General features: G+C 35.9%; 20 protein-coding genes. 12 read left to right on the forward strand and 8 right to left on the reverse strand.

What is annotated here, in order from left to right; genetic code table 11:
- The first annotated feature begins 60 nt into the window (after positions 1-60).
- Positions 61-936 carry a tyrosine-protein phosphatase gene (locus tag ACM6F9_RS04400; protein WP_414844575.1) on the forward strand — a complete coding sequence of 292 codons (876 nt, stop codon included), beginning with the start codon at positions 61-63 and terminating at the stop codon, positions 934-936.
- Between the two features lie 122 nt (positions 937-1,058).
- The gene (locus ACM6F9_RS04405; RefSeq protein WP_105700994.1) at positions 1,059-2,453 is read left to right on the forward strand and encodes an arginine decarboxylase; all 1,395 of its coding nucleotides are present in this window, start codon (positions 1,059-1,061) and stop codon (positions 2,451-2,453) included.
- Between the two features lie 118 nt (positions 2,454-2,571).
- Here the strand turns inward: ACM6F9_RS04405 and ACM6F9_RS04410 are convergent, their stop codons facing one another.
- Positions 2,572-3,231, reverse strand: a complete 660-nt coding sequence (locus ACM6F9_RS04410; protein WP_414844576.1) for an HAD family hydrolase — start codon at positions 3,229-3,231, stop codon at positions 2,572-2,574.
- Between the two features lie 195 nt (positions 3,232-3,426).
- Between ACM6F9_RS04410 and speB the strand changes: the two genes are divergently transcribed.
- The 3 genes from speB (at position 3,427) to ACM6F9_RS04425 (ending at position 5,989) form a co-directional block, all read left to right on the forward strand.
- Positions 3,427-4,284, forward strand: a complete 858-nt coding sequence (gene speB, locus ACM6F9_RS04415; RefSeq protein ID WP_414844577.1) for an agmatinase — start codon at positions 3,427-3,429, stop codon at positions 4,282-4,284.
- 69 nt (positions 4,285-4,353) lie between these two features.
- The gene (locus tag ACM6F9_RS04420; RefSeq protein WP_414844578.1) at positions 4,354-5,196 is read left to right on the forward strand and encodes a bifunctional helix-turn-helix domain-containing protein/methylated-DNA--[protein]-cysteine S-methyltransferase; all 843 of its coding nucleotides are present in this window, start codon (positions 4,354-4,356) and stop codon (positions 5,194-5,196) included.
- Positions 5,197-5,380: 184 nt separating this feature from the next.
- A complete protein-coding gene (locus ACM6F9_RS04425; RefSeq protein WP_414845101.1) occupies positions 5,381-5,989 on the forward strand; it encodes an alpha-ketoglutarate-dependent dioxygenase AlkB family protein in 609 nt (202 codons plus the stop codon).
- Between the two features lie 135 nt (positions 5,990-6,124).
- Here the strand turns inward: ACM6F9_RS04425 and ACM6F9_RS04430 are convergent, their stop codons facing one another.
- The 4 genes from ACM6F9_RS04430 to ACM6F9_RS04445 form a co-directional block, all read right to left on the reverse strand.
- Positions 6,125-7,984, reverse strand: a complete 1,860-nt coding sequence (locus ACM6F9_RS04430) for a CocE/NonD family hydrolase (RefSeq protein WP_414844579.1) — start codon at positions 7,982-7,984, stop codon at positions 6,125-6,127.
- A 278-nt stretch (positions 7,985-8,262) separates the two neighbouring features.
- Entirely contained in the window at positions 8,263-11,034 is a 2,772-nt protein-coding gene (locus ACM6F9_RS04435; RefSeq protein ID WP_414844580.1) for an outer membrane beta-barrel protein, read from the reverse strand.
- 95 nt (positions 11,035-11,129) lie between these two features.
- Positions 11,130-11,549 (reverse strand): SH3 domain-containing protein, encoded by a 420-nt coding sequence (locus tag ACM6F9_RS04440; RefSeq protein ID WP_105700988.1) that lies wholly within the window; start codon positions 11,547-11,549, stop codon positions 11,130-11,132.
- Positions 11,550-11,555: 6 nt separating this feature from the next.
- On the reverse strand, positions 11,556-12,044 hold the full coding sequence (locus ACM6F9_RS04445; protein ID WP_105700987.1) for a BON domain-containing protein: 489 nt from the start codon (positions 12,042-12,044) through the stop codon (positions 11,556-11,558).
- Between the two features lie 230 nt (positions 12,045-12,274).
- Here ACM6F9_RS04445 and ACM6F9_RS04450 point away from each other — a divergent pair, with 230 nt between their 5' ends.
- Both ACM6F9_RS04450 and ACM6F9_RS04455 read left to right on the forward strand, forming a co-directional pair.
- Entirely contained in the window at positions 12,275-13,525 is a 1,251-nt protein-coding gene (locus ACM6F9_RS04450; protein WP_414844581.1) for a dicarboxylate/amino acid:cation symporter, read from the forward strand.
- A 6-nt stretch (positions 13,526-13,531) separates the two neighbouring features.
- A complete protein-coding gene (locus tag ACM6F9_RS04455) occupies positions 13,532-14,254 on the forward strand; it encodes a phytanoyl-CoA dioxygenase family protein (protein WP_414844582.1) in 723 nt (240 codons plus the stop codon).
- 186 nt (positions 14,255-14,440) lie between these two features.
- Here the strand turns inward: ACM6F9_RS04455 and ACM6F9_RS04460 are convergent, their stop codons facing one another.
- Positions 14,441-17,242: a GH92 family glycosyl hydrolase gene (locus ACM6F9_RS04460; RefSeq protein WP_414844583.1), complete on the reverse strand. Its 2,802-nt coding sequence runs from the start codon at positions 17,240-17,242 to the stop codon at positions 14,441-14,443.
- Between the two features lie 94 nt (positions 17,243-17,336).
- On the opposite strand from ACM6F9_RS04460, the gene ACM6F9_RS04465 reads away from it, so the two are divergent.
- A complete protein-coding gene (locus ACM6F9_RS04465; RefSeq protein ID WP_414844584.1) occupies positions 17,337-19,679 on the forward strand; it encodes a TonB-dependent receptor domain-containing protein in 2,343 nt (780 codons plus the stop codon).
- Positions 19,680-19,817: 138 nt separating this feature from the next.
- Here the strand turns inward: ACM6F9_RS04465 and ACM6F9_RS04470 are convergent, their stop codons facing one another.
- Entirely contained in the window at positions 19,818-20,273 is a 456-nt protein-coding gene (locus ACM6F9_RS04470; RefSeq protein ID WP_414844585.1) for a hypothetical protein, read from the reverse strand.
- A gap of 228 nt (positions 20,274-20,501) precedes the next feature.
- On the opposite strand from ACM6F9_RS04470, the gene ACM6F9_RS04475 reads away from it, so the two are divergent.
- The 4 genes from ACM6F9_RS04475 (at position 20,502) to ACM6F9_RS04490 (ending at position 24,756) form a co-directional block, all read left to right on the forward strand.
- Entirely contained in the window at positions 20,502-22,448 is a 1,947-nt protein-coding gene (locus ACM6F9_RS04475; RefSeq protein WP_414844586.1) for a metallophosphoesterase family protein, read from the forward strand.
- A 39-nt stretch (positions 22,449-22,487) separates the two neighbouring features.
- Entirely contained in the window at positions 22,488-23,234 is a 747-nt protein-coding gene (locus tag ACM6F9_RS04480) for a hypothetical protein (RefSeq protein ID WP_414844587.1), read from the forward strand.
- Positions 23,235-23,353: 119 nt separating this feature from the next.
- Positions 23,354-24,460, forward strand: a complete 1,107-nt coding sequence (locus tag ACM6F9_RS04485) for an Mrp/NBP35 family ATP-binding protein (protein ID WP_414844588.1) — start codon at positions 23,354-23,356, stop codon at positions 24,458-24,460.
- Positions 24,461-24,507: 47 nt separating this feature from the next.
- Complete coding sequence (locus ACM6F9_RS04490) at positions 24,508-24,756, forward strand: NifU family protein (protein WP_002977212.1); 249 nt, start codon at positions 24,508-24,510, stop codon at positions 24,754-24,756.
- 113 nt (positions 24,757-24,869) lie between these two features.
- On the opposite strand, the gene ACM6F9_RS04495 is transcribed toward ACM6F9_RS04490, so the two are convergent.
- Positions 24,870-25,262 (reverse strand): DUF3060 domain-containing protein, encoded by a 393-nt coding sequence (locus ACM6F9_RS04495; protein ID WP_414844589.1) that lies wholly within the window; start codon positions 25,260-25,262, stop codon positions 24,870-24,872.
- Positions 25,263-25,293 lie beyond the last annotated feature (31 nt).

A 25,293-nucleotide genomic window follows, 5' to 3' on the forward strand; every position in this document is an offset into this window, starting at 1 on the left:
GAGCCCGTTTAATAAAAATATACAAATCCATTGGCTTTAACCAAAACCTATTAAAAACAATTGAAGAAACTAATCAAAATATCAGTTTTCATCATTTCATTATGCTGTTTTTTCTCATGTAAAACGCAGCATTTTGAAACTCCTGAATATGGAAAAAATGAAACTGAAAAAGTGATTCAAATAAAAAAAGTAACGAATTTCCGAACTGTTGGAAATATTAAAAATGTAGATGGAAGAACCTTAAAAGAAGGAAAGTTCTACCGAAGTGCTCATCTTCATAAGCTTAAAAAGGAATCTTTTGACAAATTTGAAAAACTGGGGATCAAAGAAATTATTGATCTTAGAAATTCAAAAGAAATTGCTGAAAAACCGGATCAACTGCCTTCAGAAACAGGTTATAAAAAATATTCAGCGTTTGAAGATGAAGGTGATCAGTTGGCTCAGGCCAGAAAATTGGTTCTTCAAGGCAAAGTAAATGCTGCCGATGCTGATAAAAGAATGATCGATTTCTATCGCGAATACGTTACAGAAAATCCTGAAACAATAAAGAGGATCATTACAGAAATTCTGGAATCCAAAGATCCGATTCTCTATCACTGTACAGCCGGAAAAGACAGAACAGGAATTACAACAGCATTAATTCTTACAATCCTGAAATTTGATAAAGAAACTATTTACAACGAATATCTTCTATCTAATAACTACAGAAAAGACCTTGTTCAGAAGCGACTCCGTCTTGCCAATAACCTGCATTTCCTTTATCCAAAGATGGATTTGAAGGTACTGGAAAAGCTGAGCTGGGTAGAAAAAAGATACCTTGATGCTGCTTTTGAGGAGATCAACAAAAAGTATGGATCTACAGATGCTTATATTCAGCAGGTATTAGGGATTTCAGACACCAAAAGAAACGAGTATATTCAAAAGTTTACGTATTGATTATCAGAGGTAAATTTTTGTGAGATTTAATATTGAGTTTTAAATTAAAATTATAATAATTTTAACACCTAAAAATGAAACTTTTTTAGCAATTTTGCATTTCTTAATTCACTTGTTTAGAAATGAAAATAAAGTACTCGGAACTTATTGATCAGACATTGTATTTCCCTACTGAGGAATTTAATGTATCTGAGAACAATTTGTTGTTTCACGACGTTCCATTGATGGATGTAGTTGAACAATTTGGCACTCCGCTAAAGATTAGCTATCTGCCGAGAATTTCTCAAAATATTCAGAAAGCCAAAAGCTGGTTTAAAGAGGCTTTTGAAAAAATTGAATATAAAAAGAATTATACCTACTGTTACTGTACAAAATCCAGTCATTTCAATTTCGTATTGGAAGAAGCTTTGAAGAATGATATTTCGATAGAAACATCGTCTGCTTATGATATGGATATTGTAAAATCTCTTTATGAAAAAGAGAAGGTAGATAAAAGCATTGAGGTAATCTGTAATGGATTCAAAACTGATGATTATCTGACAAAGATTTCAGATATGATCAACAGTGGTTTTGAAAATATTACTCCGATTCTGGATAACTACAGAGAATTGGATAAACTTACAGAAAGTATAGATTCTACATTCAATATCGGAATCAGAATTGCATCAGAGGAAGAGCCGAAGTTCGAATTCTATACCTCAAGATTAGGAATCGGATATAAAGATATTATTCCTTACTACAGCCAGAAGATCGCTGAACACCCGAATGCAAGATTGAAAATGCTTCACTTCTTCATCAATACCGGGATTAAAGATACTTCTTACTACTGGAATGAATTGTACAAATGTCTTCGTGTATATGCACGTTTGAAGAAAATTGCTCCTGAAGTAGATTCATTGAACATCGGAGGTGGTTTCCCAATTAAAACTTCTTTGAATTTTGATTATGACTATCAGTATATGGTAGAAGAAATTGTTTCTCAGATCAAAAAATTCTGTGAAGAAGAAGGAGTAGAAGAACCTAATATCTACACTGAGTTCGGAAGCTTTACTGTAGGAGAAAGCGGGGCAAACCTTTACAAAATTATTTCTCAGAAACGTCAGAACGACAGAGAGAAATGGAATATGATTGATTCTTCTTTCATGACTACTCTTCCTGATACCTGGGCAATCTCAAGACACTTTATCATGCTTCCACTTAACCGTTGGGAAGATACTTATGAAAGAGTTTTTCTTGGAGGATTGACTTGTGACTCGGACGATTATTATAACTCGGAACAGCATACCAACGCGATTTATTTGCCTGTTTTCAGTGATACAAAACCTTTGTATATCGGATTTTTCCATACTGGGGCTTATCAGGAAACCATCGGAGGATATGGCGGAGTACACCACTGTTTGATGCCTCAGCCTAGACACGTTCTGATCCAAAAGGATGAAAACGGTGAATTGCAATACGAAATTTTCCGTGAAAAACAGGAACCGGAAGATATTTTGAAAATTCTTGGTTATAAATAATTCTATGATCAATAGAAATGGGCTTTAGCCCATTTACAATCAATATAAAAAGTCAATTGGCTTTAGCCAAAACTTATAATAAACAAAAGCTCTCAGAAAGATCTGAGAGCTTTTTTATTTAAAAATATGTTGAAATCTTATCCAGTTCCAATTCCTCGTAATCAGAAACTACAGTATCGGCTAACGTATAATCCTGGTTTTTTGAATGTGGACTTCTGTAAGCTGCACAGAAGATTTTTGCTCTGTGGGCAGCCAGAATTCCGTTGGTAGAATCTTCAATCACCATGCAGTTTTCAACAGGTTCTCCTGCCATTTCTGCAGCCAGTAAAAAAACTTCAGGATGAGGTTTTGATTCTTTTAAATCTGCACCGCTGATCTTTCCGCTGAAATATTTCTCCAGTCCAAACTTTTCAAAAACCATATTGATCGTTACCATCGTAGCAGAAGAAGCGAGGATTAGCTTTATTCCATTTTCGTGATAATGTTCAATAAGTTGTCTTACGCCCGGAATCAAATCAAATTCATCATCATTATAAAAATAGTCTTTGAAATGAGACCTTTTGATTCCTGCAATGGCTTCATAAGTCTGATTCAAATTAAATTCTTTAATTAATGTCTCAGAAACTCTTTTGGTGGAAGCTCCGGTAAATGAAGTATATAAATCTTCGGAAACAGCAATTTCCAGTTCATCAAACGTTTTGAAATAAGCTTTTCTATGCAGGGGTTCTGTATCTACAATTACCCCATCCATATCGAAAAGAACAGCTTTTAAAGGCATATAATGAGTTTTGTACAAAAATAGCTATTTGAGTTGAGAGTGGAAAGGGAAAAGGTGGCAGGTAAAAGGTCGTAAAGGGAAAGTCTGGTAGCTATAAACTCTCCGATACTCTTACGCTCCAACTCGCAAACTCTTTGTATCTTTGTGGAATCTTTTAATTTTTCAATCATTTAATTTTTTAATTAATAATTATATATGAAAACATACGCAGGAATTCCCGAAGAAAACGCAACGTTAGAGAATTCGAAAGTAATGTTGGTAACTGTTCCTTACGATGGAACTTCAACATGGGGTAAAGGAGCTGATAAAGGCCCGGAATTATTTTTAAACGCTTCTGAAAACATGGAGCTTTATGATATTGAAACTCAAACAGAACCTTATCTACAGGGAGTTTACTTAGCTGGTGAAGTTTCTGAAAAATCTTCTCCAGAAGCAATGACGGAAGCAGTTTATCAGAAAACAAAAGAACTTTTGAACAATGATGGTAAATTATTCACTCTTTTTGGTGGAGAGCACTCTGTTTCTATCGGTTCTATCCGTGCAGTAGGAGAGAAATTTGAAAACCTTACGGTTCTTCAGTTAGATGCTCACACAGATTTACGTCCTGATTTCCACGGTTCTACTTCAAACCACGCGTGTGCGGTTTTTGAAGCTAATCAGAAGCATAACTTAGTACAGGTGGGAATCCGTTCTATGGATGTTGAAGAAGTGGAGTATTTACCGGAAGGAAGAGTATTTTTTGCTCACGAAATCGCGAATAATGAAAACTGGATCAATGATGTATTGGAGAAAGTATCAGGAAATGTGTATATCACGATTGATTTAGATGCTTTTGATCCTTCTATTGCTCCTTCTACAGGAACGCCTGAGCCAGGTGGATTACAATGGTATCCAACGTTGGAATTATTAAGAAAAGTATTTGAAAAATGTAATGTAGTAGCCTTTGACATTGTAGAATTAATGGATTCTCCAATGGCTAAGCCAACGGCTTTCCTTTCTGCTAAGCTATATTACAAAATGCTTGCTTATTACGATATTTATAACAACAACTAATATTCCGCAAGAATCGGATTTTTTCTGCCGTATATTCTTTGGAAATTTGTGAGGTAAAATAATAATACAATGTCCACACAAAGTCAAATCGATTATAACAGAATTGCTAAGGCGATAGAGTATATCCAGAGCAATTTCAGGCTTCAGCCAAGTTTGGAGGAAGTGGCAGAGAATATTCACTTGAGTCCGGCTCATTTTCAGAAGATATTTACTGATTGGGCAGGAACAAGTCCGAAAAAATTTTTACAGTTCATCAGCCTTGAACATGCTAAAAATTTATTAAAGGAAGAAAAAGCAAGTTTGTTTGATGCTGCATACGAGACAGGTTTTTCAAGCACGAGCAGACTTCATGATCTGTTTGTAAAGATTGAAGGAATGTCTCCGGCAGAATATAAAAACGGAGGAAAAAGCCTTAGTATTCATTATAGTTTTTCCGGAAGCCCTTTTGGAAATCTGTTAGTAGCTTCTACTGAAAAAGGAATCTGCTATATGGCTTTTGAAGACGATAAAGAAAAAGCATTCGGGGAACTGAAACAAAAGTTCCCTAATGCTTCTTTTGTTGAACAGGAAGATACCCTTCAAAAGAATGCCTTGTCCATATTCGATAAAGACTGGACAAAACTCAATACCATAAAATTACATTTAAAAGGAACCGATTTTCAGCTGAAAGTATGGGAAAGCCTGCTGACCATTCCAATGGGAAAACTGTCTACCTATGGCGGCCTTGCTGAAAAAATTGGAAATCCTAAAGCATCCAGAGCTGTTGGTACAGCTATTGGAAGTAATCCAGTTGCATTTCTTATACCGTGTCACCGTGTGATTCAGTCTACAGGACATCTCGGCGGCTACAGATGGGGAAGTGAAAGGAAGCAGCTGATTGTAGGTTGGGAAGGCTCACATATTTATTCCTGAAATAAAATATGCGGATACGTTTCGGCTAAAGCCAATTGGAATTTCTTATTTTTAATTAAACGGGCTCCCTTCGTCTAAGCTCAGGATTATAGTCCGTTCCTATTGATGTGAAATTCGTGTCATTTGTGAAAAATATTGGTGTAATTTGTGTTTAAATATAAAAGCATTTAATTAAAAAATTATGATGAGTCTCTTCGAAGAAATAGCAGATTATCCTCTCAATATCCTTCCGCACGACGGAACCGTTCATTATTACGGTAAGGTTTTCTCAAAAGAAAAATCAGATTTTTATTATGATTATCTGCTCAACCAAATTCCATGGGAGAATGATGAAGCACTGATCTTTGGAAAACTGATTTTAACCAAAAGGAAAGTAGCTTGGTTTGGAGAAAAGGCTTTTGAATATACCTATTCGAAAAGAACAAAGTATGCCAAATTCTGGACGCCCGAATTATTGGAACTGAAGAAGAAATGTGAAGAGGTTTCCGGTGAGACTTACAATTCATGCCTTCTGAATCTGTACCACGATGGAAGCGAAGGAATGGCTTACCACAGCGATGGTGAAACAGATCTGAAGAAACACGGAGCTATTGCTTCTCTGACCTTTGGAGCGGAAAGAAAGTTTTTATTCAAACATAAAACAACCAAAGAAAAGGCAGAAATATTCTTAGAAAACGGAAGCTTATTGATTATGAAAGGAACTACCCAGGACAACTGGCTCCACAGACTTCCTCCCACTACAAGAGTGAAAACTCCCAGAGTAAATCTGACCTTCAGGACCATTGAAGAATAAATTATGAGCCTGTTTTAATATCAATAGAAGTGGGCTTTAGCCCATTTGAACAAAAGAACAAAATCATCTGGCTTTAGCTAAAAACTTCAAGCTCTCAAAAATAAAAAAGCTGTTCAAACGAACAGCTTTTTCAATTTATTTTAAAACTTCAGCTTCGATAGAGCTGTCATCATATACTTTAATAAATGCTTTGGTGTAATCCTCTTTATTGGCAAAATTTGGATTATCCATAAACTTTTGCGGGTTGATCGCGAAAAGCGGGAACCACGTACTGCTGATCTGGATTTGGATTTTATGTCCTTTTTTGAAGGTATGAACCACATCCTGAAGTCTGAAATTAACAGCCGTTTTCTGGTTCGGAACTAAGGCTTCTCCCTTTTCTTTCGTATTTCTGAACCTTGCAGGCATGATCTCACTTCTTACCATTTGGTGGTAGTTGCCATAGATAACCCCATCTTTTTTTTCTGCAGGTTTGAAATCTTCAGGGTAAACGTCAATTAATTTTACTGCAAAATCAGCATCTGTAGAAGTGGAAGCAATATTCAGTTTGGCCATGATCTCTCCGGCAAACGTAATATCATCAGTCAGTACATCGGTAGTGAACGTTAATACATCAGGTCTTCCGACTGCAAATCTCTGGTCTTCCGACATATAATTTTTTGGAGTGAATCCATTAAAATCTTTTAAATGATCAGAGCTTAACACAGGGTTATTAGGATCACTGTAATATTCAGAATATCCTTGTCCTGATGATTTTTTTAAGGTTTTATCAACCAGATAGAAATTAACTTTCTGAGCATTTTTAGGTGGATAAGATGCAAATTCTTTCCATTCTTTAGCTCCGGTGTCATACATCAAAGCTTCAGGAAGTCCTGCATCTTCTTTGGTGTTCCCCTTTAAATAATGGTTGAAGAATCTTGTTTCAATATTTTTCTGATAATATGTTGCAATGCTGTCACCAAAATAGGTTTCACTGTGGAAATGTTTTCCCTGTTCCTGAGACCATCCACCATGAGAGAAAGGTCCCATTACAATGGTGTTTTTAGCTTTAGGACTTGTTTTTTCAATGGTTTTATAAATATTCAGAGGACCGGAAAGATCTTCAGCATCAAACCATCCACCAACAGTCATTACTGCATGGTTAATGTTCTTCAAATGAGGGAGAAGTCCTCTTTTCTGCCAGAATTCATCATAGTTGGGATGATTCATAATTTCTGTCATGAAGAAATTGTTCTTATAATATTTTTCATAACCATCTTTCAGAGTACCCATATCTCTATAGAACTTCAAACCGTCTTCAGAAGTCTGCTTAATGAAAGAATCCATATACCAAGCCTGTTTTTCCGGTTGTGTTTTCTGAACTCCGAAAACTGGGAACGTTCTGAAATACCCTAACATAAATCTTCCGTTGTGAAGGAAATCATCATTCCAGAAATCAGAAATAGGTGCCTGAGGTGAAGATGCTACCAAAGCAGGGTGCTGTGACAATGTTCCTACAGCAGTATAAAATCCAGGATAAGAGGTTCCAAACTGACCTGCTTTTCCATTATTGTCCTTGATATTTTTCAAAAGCCATTCGATGGTATCATATGTATCTGTGCTTTCATCCACATCTTTTTTGGTTTTACGCTCAACCTGCGGAGTCATATTGGTAAATGTACCTTCACTCATATATCTTCCACGCACATCCTGATACACGAAAATATACTTGTCTTTCATAAGATAGGTGTTGGGACCTACCTTTGTTTTATATTCATTCTCTCCGTACGGGGCGATGCTGTAACAGGTTCTCTGCATCAGAAACGGATATTTGTTTTTGTTGGATATATCTTTGGGGATATACACCGCTGTGAAAAGCTTCACTCCATCACGCATAGGAATATAAAATTCTTTCTTGGTGAAATTGTCTTTAACGAAAGTATCTTTCTGTTCCGTCTTCTGGGCTTTTCCAAGAATGAAAAAAAGGATACATAATATTGAAATATGGATTTTCATAAAAAAAATTTACCGCTAATTTAAAAATAAAAACAGGTTTATGGATAAATCTTGTTTAAAAGGTTAATGTTATTAGTATTTATTGGATGAGTATGATTAAATTTTGTGGGAAACCACCCCGTCAAAAATTCTTCGAATTTTCGCCACCCCTCCGGAAGAGGAGAATTTTTCGTCTTCAGTTGTAATGGCGTTCAGGATTGAAATACAGTTTATTCATAAAAATAGCCGGAAAGATCCGGCCATTATCAAAAATATATATATAAAAGTGTGGTGTTGCTTTATTGCGCTTTTTTACCTGCAAATTTATTCAGTTTCATGCTGATGGAGAACATGATGTATCTTTTCAGGATGAGGTCTTCACGGTCTTCAAAATAAGAATCTGTGATGGTTCTTCTTACGCTTTGATTTTGGTTTAATACATCATAGATTTTCACTTTTGCTGTAAACTGTTTTTTATAGAATGAATATCCTAAGCTCGTATTCCAGAAGTAAAAATCCTTTTTAAAGCCCGGAGCAATATTTGAGTTGGTATTGTATTCAAAGTCATTTCCAAATACGAAGTTGCCTTTAAATAGATAATTGGTGAGTTCAAGTTTCAATGACTGATTCGCTGTATTGACATTGGTTACACTATAATTGGTGTAATTGGAGAAGCTATATCCAAGTCTGTAAGAAGGCCTGATCGTCATTTTATCCTTGATCTCATACGTCAGGTTAATACCCGGATTAAGGCTATATGAATTGCTGGTAAATGCCTGCCCATCAATAAAACCATTATTGTAAGCATAATTCATGTTGAATCTTGGGCTGATGGTTAGTTTATTGTTTTTCCATTTCAGAATTTTGCTTAATCCTGCTCCGGCGTTGATGCTTTTATTTCCACTTACGTTATCATAGGTGACAATTTGCTTTCCTGCATTATCATATTTTGTAAAATTGATGATATCATTATTTCTGTAGGTAAAGCCAACATTGATGTAGTAGCTGAGATCTTTTACTTTATTATAATTGCTGAAATACACTGAAAGGTTGTTTGACCATGTATTTTTCAAATCAGGATTTCCCTGATATGTGGCCAATGGATTAGATTCATCCTTATACGGTGTAAGCTGCTCAGCGGTTGGTATAGTGAAGTTGGCGTAGTTGTAAATACTAAGATTTTTTCCTTCGCCAAGCTGATAGTAAAGGTTTACGTTATATTCAGGCAGGGCAAAATTTTTCTGCAGATCATACTGCTGCCCATTAAAGATAGAATTTACTTTCATATCCGAAATATCAAGCTTTACAGAAGCCCAGAAATTCAACTTATTTTTGTTGATCTGATAGGTAAGTTCAGGAGAAATCTGATTGATTCTCTGCCTCATATTGTTGGATAAAAGCTGGTTGTATTTGGTATAATCACCTGTCGTATTATCAAAATCATTTACATTCCTTAGATCTCTGGCAGATCTTGTTTCATATTTTACTTCAAAACTGACGCTGGATGAATCGGAAATGGGTTCCGTATATCCGGCATTGAAGTTAAACGTGTTATTCTGATTTTTATTTTTGGCTAACTGGTCCCTGTTATCCACAGTAGTGCCGCTTTGTTGGTAAAAAGTATTCTGAGACTGGTTCAGATTATCTCTTTTAGATTCTGAAATTGAGCTTGTTATATTAGCTGAAACTGAACGTCCTTTTTTCTTAAATTTTCTTGAAAAATATAGGTAGGGATTAAATGAATTGCTTTCGGAATCATTGCTTGAATAAGAATTACTTTCATTCAGAAGGCTGCCATTTCTTAAAGAAGAAGATTTGGAGTTATTAAAGCTAAAGCTGCTGTTTTTAGAGAACCTCGGCGATAGATAAATGCTTGTCATAGAATCCAGCTTTATTTTAACTGAAGTATCAACGTTGTATTGTTTGGATTCATTTTCTCCATTGCTTTCAGAATTGGTCTGAAGCGTATAATCCGGTAGAAGGGTAGATCTTGAAACTTTGGATCTGGATTCTGTATTAGAATCGGTATGCATCAGACTGAAAGAGTCCAGGTCAGCATCTTTTCCCAGCTTATCACTATAGTTTAAACCAATTGTTGTAGATCTTTGAATTCCTTTCGTGCCGCCGCCACCCTGGCTGTAATACGTTACATTCCCTACTGTAGAGACAGATCCTCCCTGCATCATCCAGGCATTTCGGCCATTCCCCATGCTGTCAAAAACCTCATCCCGGGAGAATCCCTGTGAATTGATATTATTGGAAGAAGCCAGTAAACTTATTTTCGTATCCCCTTTAAAATAACTGGCCAATCCGCTTGTTTCATACCGTTTGTCTGAACCGTAGCCTACCGTAAGCCTTGTCAGTAATCCTTTATTTTTCTTTTCATCAATATTAAAGTTGATGGTTGTATTTTGGGATTTCGCTGCTTTTCCACTGAGCTCTTCCTCCTTTGTTTTGGTGGTGGTGAACTGAATATTCTTGATGATATCCGCGGGTAAATTTTGAAGGGCTATTTTTCCGTCTTTGTCAAAGAAAGGTTTTCCGTTGATCATAATCTGATCCACTTCTTTTCCGTTGACAGTAATTTTTCCATCATTATTGATCTCTACCCCAGGGATCTGCTTCAGAAGTTCCTCAATTTTACTATCGGGACGTACTTTTATTGAAGCTGCGTTGAATTCAATGGTGTCTTTTTTGATTTTTACGGGAGATGCTTTGATTTTTACCTCATCAATATTGTTGACGATATTCTGTTTCTCAAGCTGAATATCTCCTAACGATAAAGATTGATCAATTTTCTCAAATTTTTTAGAATAGGAAGATAATTTATCAGCATCAATTTTCAGGATGGAAGGTTCTTTCATATCATTAATCTTCAGTGAGAATTTCCCTTCCTTATTGGTTGCCGTATAATTGATAATGGATGAATCTTTTTGTTTCAAAAGATAAACGGTGGCATTTTCTATCGCTTTTTTTTCAGGATCCGATATTTTCCCGTCGATGTGTAATTTTTGTGCATGCAGTATAATGGCTGTGAATATCAAAGCCAATAGCAACATAATTTTCTTCATTAGTTTCTTTTCAGATCGGTAAAAATATAAAAACATCCCAAAGTTGGGATGTTTCTATGCTTTTTTTGTGAAAATTTATTATTATTTAATAAAAATTAAGCTCTTAAATATCTTGAATAAGCATATCCTTCCTGTCCGTCGTCAGTTTTCACTTTCCACCAGTCATCAGAAGTCTGTTCAATTAAAGTTACAGAAGAACCTTTAGCAGCTTTACCTACAACAGCAGCTTCAGTAGAAGGCTCCTGTCTGATATTCAGGTTAGAATCTTCAGTAGCAACCGTTAAAGAAGCACCTGAAGTAAGACCTGCAACCTGTACATCAATATTGATATCTGAAGCAGAATAAGTAGAATCAATAGCTCCTAAAGCATTCCATACAGCATCTTTAGCCGCAGTATTGGAAGCACTTCCGGTAACATAAAGAATACCGTCCTGCTCCTGAACCTGAAGATTGGAGATCCCTGCAGACTGAGCCGCTGAAACTACGCTTGAATATTTATCTTGTAATTCGCTCATCTTAAATTATTTTACGATTAGGTTGTTGTTATACTTTCCGATTTTCAAAGCATCTACAGATTCTTTGATTTTTCTAGCCTGTAAACCAGAAACATTACCTGTAAGAGTAAGCTGTCCGTTTACAACTTCTACTTTTACAGAAGGGAAATCCTTCACTGCATCCTGAACTTTTTTCTGAACAGCAGGATCTACAGCAGAAGCCGTTTCAACAGGCGCTGCAGTTGGAGCAGCAGCTATTGTAGACATATCCATTACGTCTTTTACTCCGCTGATCGCTTTTAATTTTGCAATCATCGCATCTTTCGACTGCTGATCTGCAAAAGTTCCACTTAAGTGAGCTACACCTTCTTTTACTTCCACAGAAGCATTGGGATTAGAGGTTACTACCGTTGTAGCCTGAGTCTGAAGATCGGCATCAGAAACTTTCTTTTTACAAGAAATAGCACCGAAAGATACAGCTACAGCTAATGCTGCCATTGCAATAGTTTTTTTCATTTTGTATATTTATTTTAATGTTGTTATACACTCAAATGTAATAATAAAATTTGTACCAAAAGAATAAAAATTCAATAAATGTTTTTATTTTTTTTTACAATATTTTCTAAATCAAGGTTTTAATTTTCAGGTATTAAAAACTTAGCACACATAATGTGAAATTTATCAACATTTTTAAAATATACTGCCAATTCTAAAACTATTATATTTGCGCAAATTGAAACTTATATATGAAAGGACAGAATAAACTTTTTATAGCAATTATCATTGCCCTTGTTGTGGGTGTAGGGATTGGAGGTGTTGTGCATGTGAGTTATCCGGAAAGTGCAGAACCTTTTTCCAAGAACATAAAACTGTTAGGAACGGTTTTTATCAGATTGGTCCAAATGATTATTGCGCCTTTGGTTTTTACAACTTTGGTAGTGGGAATTGCCAAAATGAGTGATATTAAAATGATTGGAAGGGTAGGAACAAAAGCAATGCTTTGGTTTATTTCTGCTTCTCTGGTTTCTCTTTTTATCGGGCTAATCCTTGTGAACTGGCTTGAGCCGGGACATGTTACCAAATTACCGATTCAGGATGTTTCCTCTGCTGATGAGCTTCTTAAGAACAGTAAAAGCTTTTCTATGGAAGATTTCGTAAAGCATATGATTCCTAAAAGTTTATTTGAAGCCTTTGCTACCAATGAAGTATTGCAGATTGTTGTATTTGCCGTAATGTTTGGAGTTGCACTTGCTAATTTGGGCGAAGAATATGCTAAACCAGTAGTAAAGCTTTTTGATATCATTGCTCATGCTATCCTTAAAATGGTAGGGTATATCATGTGGTTTGCTCCGCTTGGGGTACTGGGAGCTATTGCAGCAGTAGTGGCAACCAATGGTTTTGAAATCTTTAAAGTATATGCTATCTATTTAAGAGACTTCTTCTTTGCAATAGCAGTTCTTTGGCTGGTTTTATTACTAGTAGGGTATTTCATTTTAGGAAACCGTCTTTTTGACTTATTAAAAAGAATTAAAGAACCCTTACTGATTGCTTTCTCTACAACGAGTTCAGAAGCTGTATTCCCGAAATTGGTGGAAGAGCTTGAAAAATTCGGTTGTAATAGTAGAGTAGTATCTTTTATTTTACCTTTAGGATACTCGTTTAACCTGGATGGAAGTATGATGTATATGACCTTTGCTTCAATCTTTATTGCACAGATCTACGGGATTGAAATGACGATCGGACAGCAGATTACCATGCTTTTGGTATTAATGCTTACTTCAAAAGGAATTGCTGGGGTTCCGAGAGCTTCTCTGGTAATTATCGTTGCAACCTGTTCTATGTTCGGTATTCCTCCGGAAGGAATTGCCTTAATTTTACCAATTGACCATTTCTGTGATATGGGTAGAAGTATGACCAACGTATTAGGAAACACACTGGCAACTACAGCGGTTTCGAAATGGGAAGGACAGCTGACTGAACCATTAGACAAAATTTAAATATCAATGAGTTTAAATAACTTAAAAAATATAAAAAGCCATATTGAAGAATATGGCTTTGCTGTTATTGATAATGTATTTTCGCAGGAAGAACTTGAAGATATCAACGTTGTTCTGCAAAATATAGATACCTCAAAAGAGAACTTCCGAAAGTCTGAAGATCTTTTCGCCATAAGGCAGTTTTTAAAAGAAGTTCCGGAAATCAAAGACCTTGTATTTAATGAGAACATCAGGAAAGTGGTAAAGGAAATCTTTGGAGAGAAATATTTTGTGGTCAAAAGTATTTATTTTGATAAGCCTGAAACTTCCAACTGGTATGTAGCCTATCATCAGGATCTGACTATTTCTGTGGATAAAAAGCTTGAGCTTGCTAATTTTGGTCCATGGACTACCAAACAAAATCAGTTTGCAGTACAGCCCCCACTGGATATTTTGGAAAATATCTATACCATCAGAATCCATCTGGATGATACCGATGAAAGTAATGGAGCATTAAAAGTAGTCCCAAAATCTCATGCAAAAGGTATCTACAGACTAGAAACCATTGACTGGAGTGTAGAAACAGAAGAAATCTGCAACGTACAAAAAGGCGGAATTATGATGATGAAACCTTTAACGCTACATGGCTCCAACCGAACCACCAATGGAAAGAAAAGAAGAGTAATCCACATCGAATTTTCTGATATAGAACTTCCGGCAATCCTGCAATGGTCTGAAAGAATGAATTAAAAAATGGCCTTCAAATTTTCGAAGGCCATTTTTGTTGGAAGCTGGATGTCGGAAGAAGGAAGTTTTGAAAGTCTATAGATTAATATCAATCTATTTTATTAATTTTTTAAATATAAAATTTCTGCAAGCCAGCTTTAAAAAGTAATTCGGCAAATAGAAGCCTCCAGCTTCACTCTTCCATCTTCCTTACTTCACTGTAATCTCATCAATAAAAATATAAGCGTCACCGCCTGCTCCCTGATGCCATTCCGGAAGTTTTCCGAAATAGTATGCTTTTACTTTGATGTATCGGGCTTCGGTAGGAAGAATTTCTGTAGAAAACTCTTTGATCTGTACTTTCTCATCTTTAGGATCAATATCATTGTCAATCGTCTTCAGAAGGATAAAATCTTTTCCGTTCATGGAAGCATAATATTCTACCTTTTTAGGCATCAGAATCCATGCTCTGCTGTCCTGAAGATAAGAAGATGATAAAAGTTTGATGTTTTGGGGTGATTTAAGATCAATAACTGCTTCAAAATTTTGCCCCTGATAACCTTGCCATTCACCTTTTCTCCAGTTTATATCTCCTCTTATTCCGTCAATAAGAGCAAGTTTTCCGGTGGCACTGTATTGTGGAGTCACTTTTGACAAAATATTGATATCCCAATAATTAGGTCTTCTGTTGAAATTAGCGGTGGTTACAGAACTTTTTTCTCCGTTTCTTTCAGCGTAAGCCATTACCTGTGTGGTTTTGGTGATAGAGAACGGAGCTTTATAAGTAGAGAAAGTTTTTCTTTTATTACTGTCACTGTCATCTATTGTCATATAATAAACTTTGTCGTTGGGATTCAGTGGGGTAATCTCAACTTTGGTAGAAAAATCAAAGATTCTGTCGGCCGAAATTACTGGGGAAGCCGTTTGTTCGGCATATTTAAAATCTTTAACAGGTTTCACATTTTCGAAGCCTAGTTTTTTAAGTTCTGCTCTGCTGGTATTTTTGGTAATAGTTCTTGTAGTACCGTCTTCAAGATGAATTTTAATTTCATCAAAATAAGGTGTTGTTGTTTCCCATTCCGGTAGTCCAGGCGTAACGGAATAAATTCCCATGGAGCTTAAAATATACCATGCACTCATCTGGCCGCAGTCTTCATTTCCAATCAGGCCGTCTGGGGTATTTTTATAAAAATTGTCCAGGATGTATTTGATTTTAGCATCTGTTTTTTCAGGTTTATCTACAAAATTGTATAGATAAGCAATATGGTGACTTGGCTCATTTCCCTGAGCGTACTGTCCCATCAATCCAGTGATATCCACCTGTTCTCTTCCTGTTGTTTTATCCGGAGCGGTAAAAATAGCATCAATGAACTGTTCAAATTTTTCTTTTCCACCATGCGCTGTAATCAACCCCGGAATATCCTGCTGTACAGAATATGAATAATGCCATGAGTTTCCTTCCGTATAATTATTATTCACTTCTCTCGGATCAAAAGGCTCATACCAGTTTCCGTTTTTTCTTGGCTGCATAAAACCTGTTTTTGGATTGTAAAGGTTTTTCCAGTTCTGAGAACGTTTCATGAAATACTGATAATCTTCTTTTTTGCCTAAAATTTTTGCCATCTGAGCAATACACCAGTCATCATAAGCATATTCTACAGTTTTGGAAACACTTTCATGCTCATCATCTATGCTGATATAATTATTCTGTTTGTAGGCATTCAACCCAAAAATATCCTGCATGGCAGAACCTTTTGCAGCCTGAAATGCCTTTTCGTAATCAAATCCCTGAATTCCTTTCGCCATAGCATCCGCAATGACCGAAACAGAATGGTAACCTATCATACATTCTGTTTCGTTGGAAGCCAGTTCCCAAACCGGAAGTTTTCCTCCCTGCTCGTATTGTTTGATGAAAGTATTGATAAAATCAGCTGTTCTTTTTCTGTCAATTAAAGTCATCAAGGGATGAGCGCCTCTGAAGGTATCCCAAAGTGAGAATACCGTATAATAATCAAAACCATTGGCGTTATACAGCTTGTTGTCTCTGCCTCTGTATTTTCCATCCACATCCATATTGATGTTCGGCTGGGTGAAAACATGGTAAAGAGCGGTATAAAAAACGGCTAATTTATTTTTATCATCAGATTTTACTTCAATTTTTGAAAGCTCTTTATCCCACTCGGTTTGTGCTTGTTTTCTTACAGTTTCAAAATCCTTCGATTCTCCTTCTGCCAGCATATTTTTTCCTGCACCTTCATAACCTGTAGGAGAAATAGAAACTTTTACATTGATCTTTTCTCCTTTTTTAACTTGAGCTGAAAATGCCAAGGCAAGTTTTGTTCCAGTGAAAAGATGGGTTTCCTGTTTTCCGTTAGTCTCTTTTTTTGAAATTTTCATCGGTTTTGAAAATTCAATCCTTGCGTAGATATATTGGTTGGTAGCCCACGCTTCACTTCTTCTCAATACCTCAATGGTTTTATCATCAATAATTTTCACTTCACCTTCCAGAAGTTTATCTCTGTGGTTGAGGTCTAAAATGATATTGGCATTTCCTGCATTGTTGAAGGTGTATTCATGATAACCAACTCTCTTGGTGGTTGTCAGACGTACATCAATATTGTTTTTATCTAATTTGACTGCATAAAATCCGGCTGTTGCTTTTTCATTTTTATGCGAAAATTTTGAAGAATAGTCTTTGCTGTTTAGACTTGGATTTCCCATGGTCGGCATCAACATAATATCTCCATAATCCGAAACTCCTGTACCGTTCAGGTGGGTATGTGAAAAACCATAGATCACAGAATCCGAATAATGATATCCACTGCATCCATCCCAGCTTCCGTCAATTCTTGTATCAGGAGAAAGCTGCACCATTCCGAAAGGAACAATAGCCCCGGGGAAAGTGTGGCCATGGCCTCCGGTTCCTATAAATGGATTAACATATTGGGAGTAATTCTGTGCAGAAATGATCTGGGTAATAAATATAGAAAATGCAATGAGCCCTTTTTTCATGTTTTGATTTTATAAAGGCGAAGATATTGAAAAACAGTAAGACAGATGTAATAAAAGACGATTGCAGTTTGTCTTATTAAAAACGATATAATTCATGAAGAAGATATTAATTGCTGTGATCATGCTGTTGCCGATAGTTGCATTTGCTCAAAGTATAACAGGGAAGATCACCCAAACCGGAAATTCTGTTCCTTATGTTGAGGTGGTTGCCTTAAAAGATCAGAAAAAGCATACCGCCATTTCAGACGAAAAAGGAAATTACTCTTTGAAACTTTCAGAAAACGGAAACTATCATATTAAACTTATACAGGATGGTATAGAAATATCCAGTAAAGATATTATCATCAACGGAGAGGTGAAGCAGGATTTTTCTGTTGAAAAAAGAAAAGAAAAACAGATAGAAGGCGTTACGCTTACTGCCAGAAAAAAACTGATTGAGAGAAAAGCAGACAGATTAGTTTTCAATGTATCCAATTCTGTAGCATCACAAGGAATGGATGGCGCAGATGCTCTTGCAACAACTCCTTTGGTGAAAGTAGATGACAACACAGGAGTTTCTATTGTCGGGAAAAGTGGAGTAGCAGTAATGATCAATGACAGGATTTTGAATTTATCTGATGCTGAACTGGTTACTTATCTGAAAAGCCTCAGATCCGAAAATATAGAAAAAATTGAAGTCATTACTTCACCTCCCGCCAAGTATGAAGCGCAGGGAAACAGCGGTCTGATCAATATTGTTTTAAATAAAAATCAAAATCTTGGATGGAGCGGAAGTCTAACTTCCAGTCTTCAGCAGCAGACCTATACCGGAAATTCAAACAGTGTGACAGTAAATTATCAGAATGAAAAACTGCGAACTTCACTAAAGTTAAGACAGAATAAAAATGAAAAACACTCTTACGAAAACTATTGGATAGAAGGTGCAGATGGTCTTAAAAGTAATGATAACAGAAGGGATTTTGGAGACGGGCTGGGTGTCAACCTAAGTCTGGATTATCAGTTGGGTAAGAAATCTAATATCGGGTTTATTTATGATGTCGGATTCGGGCATTCCAATATGGATATTACAAATACTTCAAACTATTTCCAGAATGGTAATTATACAAATACCCTCCTTACTGATGCGGAACACAGAGCTACCAGCAGACAACATACTGCAAGCGCCTATTATGACCTTAAATTCGGGAAACAAGATAACAAATTGAGCATTACAGGGAATTATTTTTCCAATACTCCGCAAACTACGATTGATTTTACCACTACGGAAAGTTCTGGTGATCGGTTTGTTGTAAAATCACCTTCTATGGTAGATTATAAAATTTATTCCGGACAGGCGGATCTTACATTGCCTTATTCGTTTGCAAAGACAGAAACAGGAGTGAAATTCACTAATTTTGATAATAATTCCAATATATTTTATAAGAACTTAACGAACGGAGAATATAGTACAGATCCACTGAAAAGCAATGAGTTTGAATATAATGAAAAAAATTATGCAGCTTATATCAGTTTTGAAAAATCATTCAACGAAAAATGGTCGGCAAAGGCAGGTTTACGCTACGAATATTCTGTGGTGAACGGAAATTCTTTAACGTCCGGACAGCAGACCGAAAATTCTTACGGAAAGTTTTTTCCTACAGCTTATATCAGCTATAAAAGTAATGAAAATCATACTTTTAACCTGAATTATTCTAAAAGAATCAACAGACCAGGATTCCGTGCTATTAATCCGTATCGCTGGTACATCAACATCAATTCTTATTTTACCGGAAACCCTTTCCTGAAGCCGTCTATCAATCATAATTTTGAACTTTCTTATGTTTATAAAGGAAAATTGTCGGCATCAGCTTATTTTCAGAGAACAGTGGATGCATTTGGTCAATTGGCCAACCTGAAAGGTGAAAACAGAGTGAGCACTTTTGAAAATTATTACAATCAGAATAGTATGGGAGTTTCTCTTAATTATTCAGATACTTTTTTCAAAAAATGGGAAGCCAACTACTCTTCTAATTATTCCTACATGAACACGGATGTTTTTGCAACGGACGCCCTTTCCAGAAAAGGAAATAGCTATGATTTCGATTTTCAGAATAATATATCACTCAATCAAAGTAAAACAATACAGCTGATTCTCAACTACTGGTTCCGTCTACCTTCCAACTCCGGAAATTCATATATGAAGTTTGCGGGAAATCTTACTTCAGGACTGAAACTGAATCTTATGGAAAAAAGTCTTCAGCTGAACATATTTGTCTCCGATATTCTGAAGCAAGGTAAAAGTCAGGGTGAAATCTATTATACCACAGGAACACATTCTTATAATAATTATTACGATGCCAGAAGACTTACGGTGTCTGCTACCTATACTTTTGGAAATAAAAAAGTAAAAGGAATGGACCGTAATGTAAAGTTTGATGAAAAAAACAGAGCAAACTGATAATTTGGACTTAAGTCATTTTTATGCTTCATGTCATTCTGAATGAAACGAAGTGGAATAAAGAATCTCTTCTTTCTACGGGATTCTTCCTTCGTCAGAAATCGAAGATTCGACAGAGTCAATGACAATACACAATACTTACACCTCTCCCTCAAAGAAATCATTGAGATATTCCTCTTTGTCTTTTTCTTCCCGCCCAGAGCCCAGATACTTCTTCCAGGACTGGGATTCATGATATACAATACCCATTTCCCAAACACAATAAGTCGGGAGGTGGGTTTTGTTTCTGTCCCATATTTCAAACTCACCGGAACCATCATAATAGACACTTTCCCACAACTCATTTTCACTTCGCCACGTACAGACTAATAGCAGATAGTGCTCTCCGCAACGGTGCATAATGACAAATCCGAGATCATCAATATTCTGAAAATTTTCCTTTGCATTTTCAATACATGTTTGAGCCTTAAGAATATCCTGTGAAGAGATTTCTGCAGGATCTAATGCAAGATCATACCATTTAAAATTTGTTTTCCCAACGGTGAAAAGTCCTTTGGGTAATGCATATTTGGAAGGGTAGGTATTGGTTGTCATAATCGTTATTTATGATGATGAAAGTGTCAATAAATCTAATTATTTTATTTTAAATATCTGGCCATAAATATTTTTATTCATCAATAAAATACCACAAAAGTGTTATTTGAATCGAATTTGAAATTTCATAAATTTGATGATCAACTAATAATTTCCTGTTCTGCATATTAAAGAAACGTTTTAATATAAAAGATTGGAAAAACGAAGACAAACTCAATCAATAACACGATGGAAACACTGTTTTTTTACCTTCTGCTGCTCGTTGCAGCTGCGTTTTTGATATTTTACTTTAAAGACAGTCTGTATTCTGCTAAAAAAGTGAAAATATTCAAAGATATTTATGAAAAATACCCCTATTATTTTATTCCTCAGAAGCCTGTTAAATGGTTTGATTTTACCGGGCTGATGAATAGTTTCAGAATGGTTTCTCTTTCGGCGGATATTCTTTCTATCATTGATAAAAGAGAAATGCAGACTGCATTAGGAAAAGATACGGGAAAAGAACTGATAGAGAATAATTGTGATGAATCGGAAGAAGAATTCTGGTTTGATTTCATTGCAGATACGGGCGATGGTTTTGATGCCACTACCTCTGTTTTTTATCATTTAACAAGAGACAGCTATACCTATTCTTTTAAAAATGAATTTGATAGGGATGTGGAGAACGAGGCTGAAATTAAACTGAAAAGAGGATCTGTTCTGGTGGTAGGAGGTGATCTGGTGTATCCCGTAGGCTCGGAGATTAATTATAGAGACCGTTTCAAAGGACCTTTGAGATTGGTAGCTCCGGATACAAGAGAATTGGGACCTATTCTTATTGCCACACCAGGAAACCATGACTGGTATGATGGGTTAAGTGCTTTTTTCAGACTCATGTGCCAGAGAAGTAAAATCAGTGATTACAGAACAGTGCAGAACAGAAGCTATTTTGCCTATTCATTGAGAAAAAATGTTCACCTGATGGGTATTGACAATCAGCTGCTGGGTGATATTGATATTCCTCAAATGACATTTTTTACAGAATATGTAGAGAAAATATCAAAAGGGAATGATGTCAACCACGTGATACTGCTCATTGCAGAACCTTACTGGTACAATTATGACATAAAAGACAGACATAAGAGAAGACAGCGCATGGACAGTCTTGAATACATTATCAGAACGATGAAAGAAGCGGTAAGAAAACTGGAGGCCAGTAATATAAAGTCAGAGATTATTTTTGATGTAGTGCTTACAGGAGATATTCATCATTATTCCCATTATAAATTGGATGAAAATGTGAAAGGTTATGATAAAGAAATCAAACACTATATTACTTCAGGCGGGGGAGGAGCCTTCGGTCATATTACCCACTTCTTAAAAAATGAAATTAAGCTTCCCATCTTACAAAATACAACCACTACAGAATTGAAATATGAACTGGATGGTAAATACCCGTCTAAAGAAAAATCCGGCAAGAAAACATTCTGGAATCTTATTTTCTTTATCATTAATTACGAATTCACGGTATTGCTGTTTTTCCTTTCATCAATCGTGGCCTGTATCTTTTGTTACTCGGATTCTCTTATGAAATGGCTTGTATTATTACTAATTCCTATCGTATTTTGGTTTATTATCACCAAAGTTACCAGTACAGAATGTTCAGATGAAGAACAATGGAAAAGCAAAATGATGCGGATCGCTTTGTTTTTGCTGTCGTTTGGTATTCAATTATGGGTATTTGCGGTATTTCCCGAATATGAAATCCTTTCTTTACAGGATAGCCATTTGTCTTTTGTTGAGAGCTTAAAAAACTTTTTTAAAGTTCCGGCCGGAAATAATTACCTGATTGCGCAGGTTATTATTTCTGCACTTTTACAATCCATACTTTTCGGGTGGTATATTCTTCTAGGCTACTATCTTTTCAAATTTTATATCACAGAAATCTCTTCAGGAAAAATAAATACAGGAAATAAAAACTTCTTGAAATTTAAAATAACAGATAAAGAAATTGTCATCTATGTAGTAGCCATCAGGAAAACATACCAATGGATGAAATTATTAAAAAAGAAACAGGCTTTTTTCCTTCAAAGAGAAATGCTTACAGAAGATCCGAAGAAATTTATCAAAGACAATTTTAAACTGGATCCGGACAAGAATGTGAAAATTATTGACAAAATAACAATTCCATTATAACTTCAGTTTCAAAACAACGATAACCTCAAAACCAAACTCATGGAAACTAATTTTAAAAAACCAGCTCACGATGATAATAACGGAGTTCTGATCTCCTATTATCAATTACGAATGTTTATCGGACTGCTAGGATTTCTCCTTTCATTTCTTCTTGTTATGACCACTTATTTTCTGAATGACGAACATCCGTTTAAAGTAAGTATCAGTCATTATTACTACAGTTTCGGACATGTGATCTTTGTAGGAACCTTATGTATCCTAGGCGGATTATTTGCTACCTACAGAGGGAAAGACAAATATGAAAACATGCTTTCCAATTTTGCTGGAGTGATGGCGGTACTGGTTGCTGTATTTCCCACAAGATTTAAAGGGTATGGAGGCAATATTTACATTAATATTGATCAAGTAAACTACCAGAACTGGTTCACTTGGGTACACTATATCAGTGCAGGATTGCTTTTCCTTTCTTTTGCCGTTTTTTGTCTTTATTTCTTTCAAAAAAGTGATAAAAAACAGGATGGGGAAACCATTTCCGAAGAAGAAGCACTCAAGAAAAGCCGTAGAAATCTGTATTATAAAATCTGTGGCTGGGGAATACTGATCAGTCTTGCCTGTATTGGGCTTATTGCTCTTTTAGGTGCTGATTCGGATTCTGATAATCAGTTTCTGGTCTATTCTACCCTTATTTTTGAAACCACATCCCTGTTTTTCTTTTCCACTTCCTGGCTGTTAAAATCCAGTGAGTTCTGGAACAAAAATATCCCGCTGGTAACCTATTTCAGATAATAACTTGCCAGTATATAAAGAGCTGAAGGTCTGTGTTTACAAAAGAATTTATCTATGATTGTGTTTACTTATTCTAAATAGGTGAAAAATGCGTAAATTTGTAAACAATTTATATTTATATGTTGACGAAAGAAAAGGTTCAGGATTTCCTTAAAGAAATAGAAGTAGACGACTTGGTGAGTAATTTTCAAATTATGGGTAATGATGTTTATATTGACATGACTGCTCATTCACCTGCAATGCACGAAAAGAAAAAACTGGAGGCTGCCATGAAACAGGCTTTTGCCAGTGAGTTTGGAGAAGACGTTCATTTAAAACTTAAGATCGTTTCTCCGGAGCCTAGTGAAATTCAGCAAAGTCAGATCAAAGGAAAACAGATTCCGGGAATTCAAAATATTATCGCTATTGCTTCTGGAAAAGGAGGAGTAGGAAAATCTACAGTGTCTGCAAATATGGCAGTAACATTGGCTAAAATGGGCTTCAAAGTAGGATTATTAGATGCTGATATCTACGGTCCTTCAGTTCCTACCATGTTTGATACAGAAGGTGAAAAACCAATTTCTGTAGAAGTAAACGGAAAGAGTTTGATGAAACCTGTTGAAAATTATGGGGTAAAAATGCTTTCAATCGGTTATTTCTCAGGAGCTAATCAGGCAGTAGTGTGGAGAGGTCCTATGGCTTCAAAAGCATTAAACCAGATGATCAGAGATGCTGCATGGGGAGAATTGGATTTCTTATTAATTGACCTTCCTCCGGGAACAGGTGATATTCACTTATCTATCATTCAGGAAGTGCCGGTAACAGGAGCGGTGATTGTAAGTACACCTCAGCATGTTGCATTGGCAGACGTAAGAAAAGGGATTGCAATGTTCCAGATGGAAAGCATCAATATTCCGGTTCTTGGATTAATCGAAAATATGGCGTATTTTACACCGGAAGAACTTCCTGACAATAAATATTATATCTTTGGAAACCAGGGAGCGCAATATTTAGCTGAAGATCTTGGAATTCCTGTATTAGGAGAGATTCCTTTGATCCAAAGTATCAGAGAAGCGGGAGACGTAGGAAGACCAGCTGCGCTTCAGGAAGGATCTAAAATTGCAGAGATCTACACAGAAACAGCCAGAAAAATGGTAGAAAGCTTAGTGGAAAGAAATAAAAGTCTTCCTCCTACTGAAGCAGTGAAGATTTCAACGATGGCAGGATGCTCTCCAAAAGCAAAATAATAATAACTTTCAATAAAATTTGAAGAAACCGAATCGAACTGAAAAATATGGAAACAAACATAACACACGAAGATACAGTAACAAGAGTAATGGAAGCTCTCGAAAGCATCAGACCATTTTTGAATAAAGATGGAGGTGATATTGAGCTTATTGATGTGAAAGATAATCAGGTGTTTGTGAAACTTTTGGGTAACTGTTCCGGTTGTTCACTGAATTTTTCAACCTTAAAACTAGGTGTTGAAAATACAATCAAACAACATGCTCCGGAAATCGAAAAGGTAATCAACGTAGAGTAAAATTATATCTGAGATATTTTTAAAAAGACAGGCTTTTTTTAAGGCCTGTCTTTTTTTATATTAAACCACACCGATTTTGAAAATCGGTGTGGTTTCTGATGACGTTCTCCAGCTTACTGTTTTACAACTTTATTTCCTACTCCCGTAATAGAAACATCCGGTTTTCCTGATTTTGTTCCAGAAGTTCTGTAGTAAACAGTGTTATCACCACCTTCCATAGAAATTCTATCCACTTTGTCAACATATACTTTATTACCTGTTCCAGAAACCTCAATCTTCTTTGCACTTCCTTTGATTGTTAATGTGTTATCACCACCCTCTACCTCAACTGTTCCTCCATTGAGAGCATAATTGAGGGTATGGCCCACACCTTCTACATGTACCATCTTGTTACTCTCTTTTTTTTCTACACCTTTTTGGGATTCTACTTTTCTGGATTGTGAGAAAGCGGTTCCTGTTCCGAGTAAAAGGAGAATTAAAATTCCTCCTGTTTTCATATTTTTCATTGTGAATTGGGTTTTGTTGAAGGTAAATATA

The organism is Chryseobacterium sp. IT-36CA2, assembly GCF_949767875.1.
Classification (GTDB): Bacteria; Bacteroidota; Bacteroidia; order Flavobacteriales; family Weeksellaceae; genus Chryseobacterium.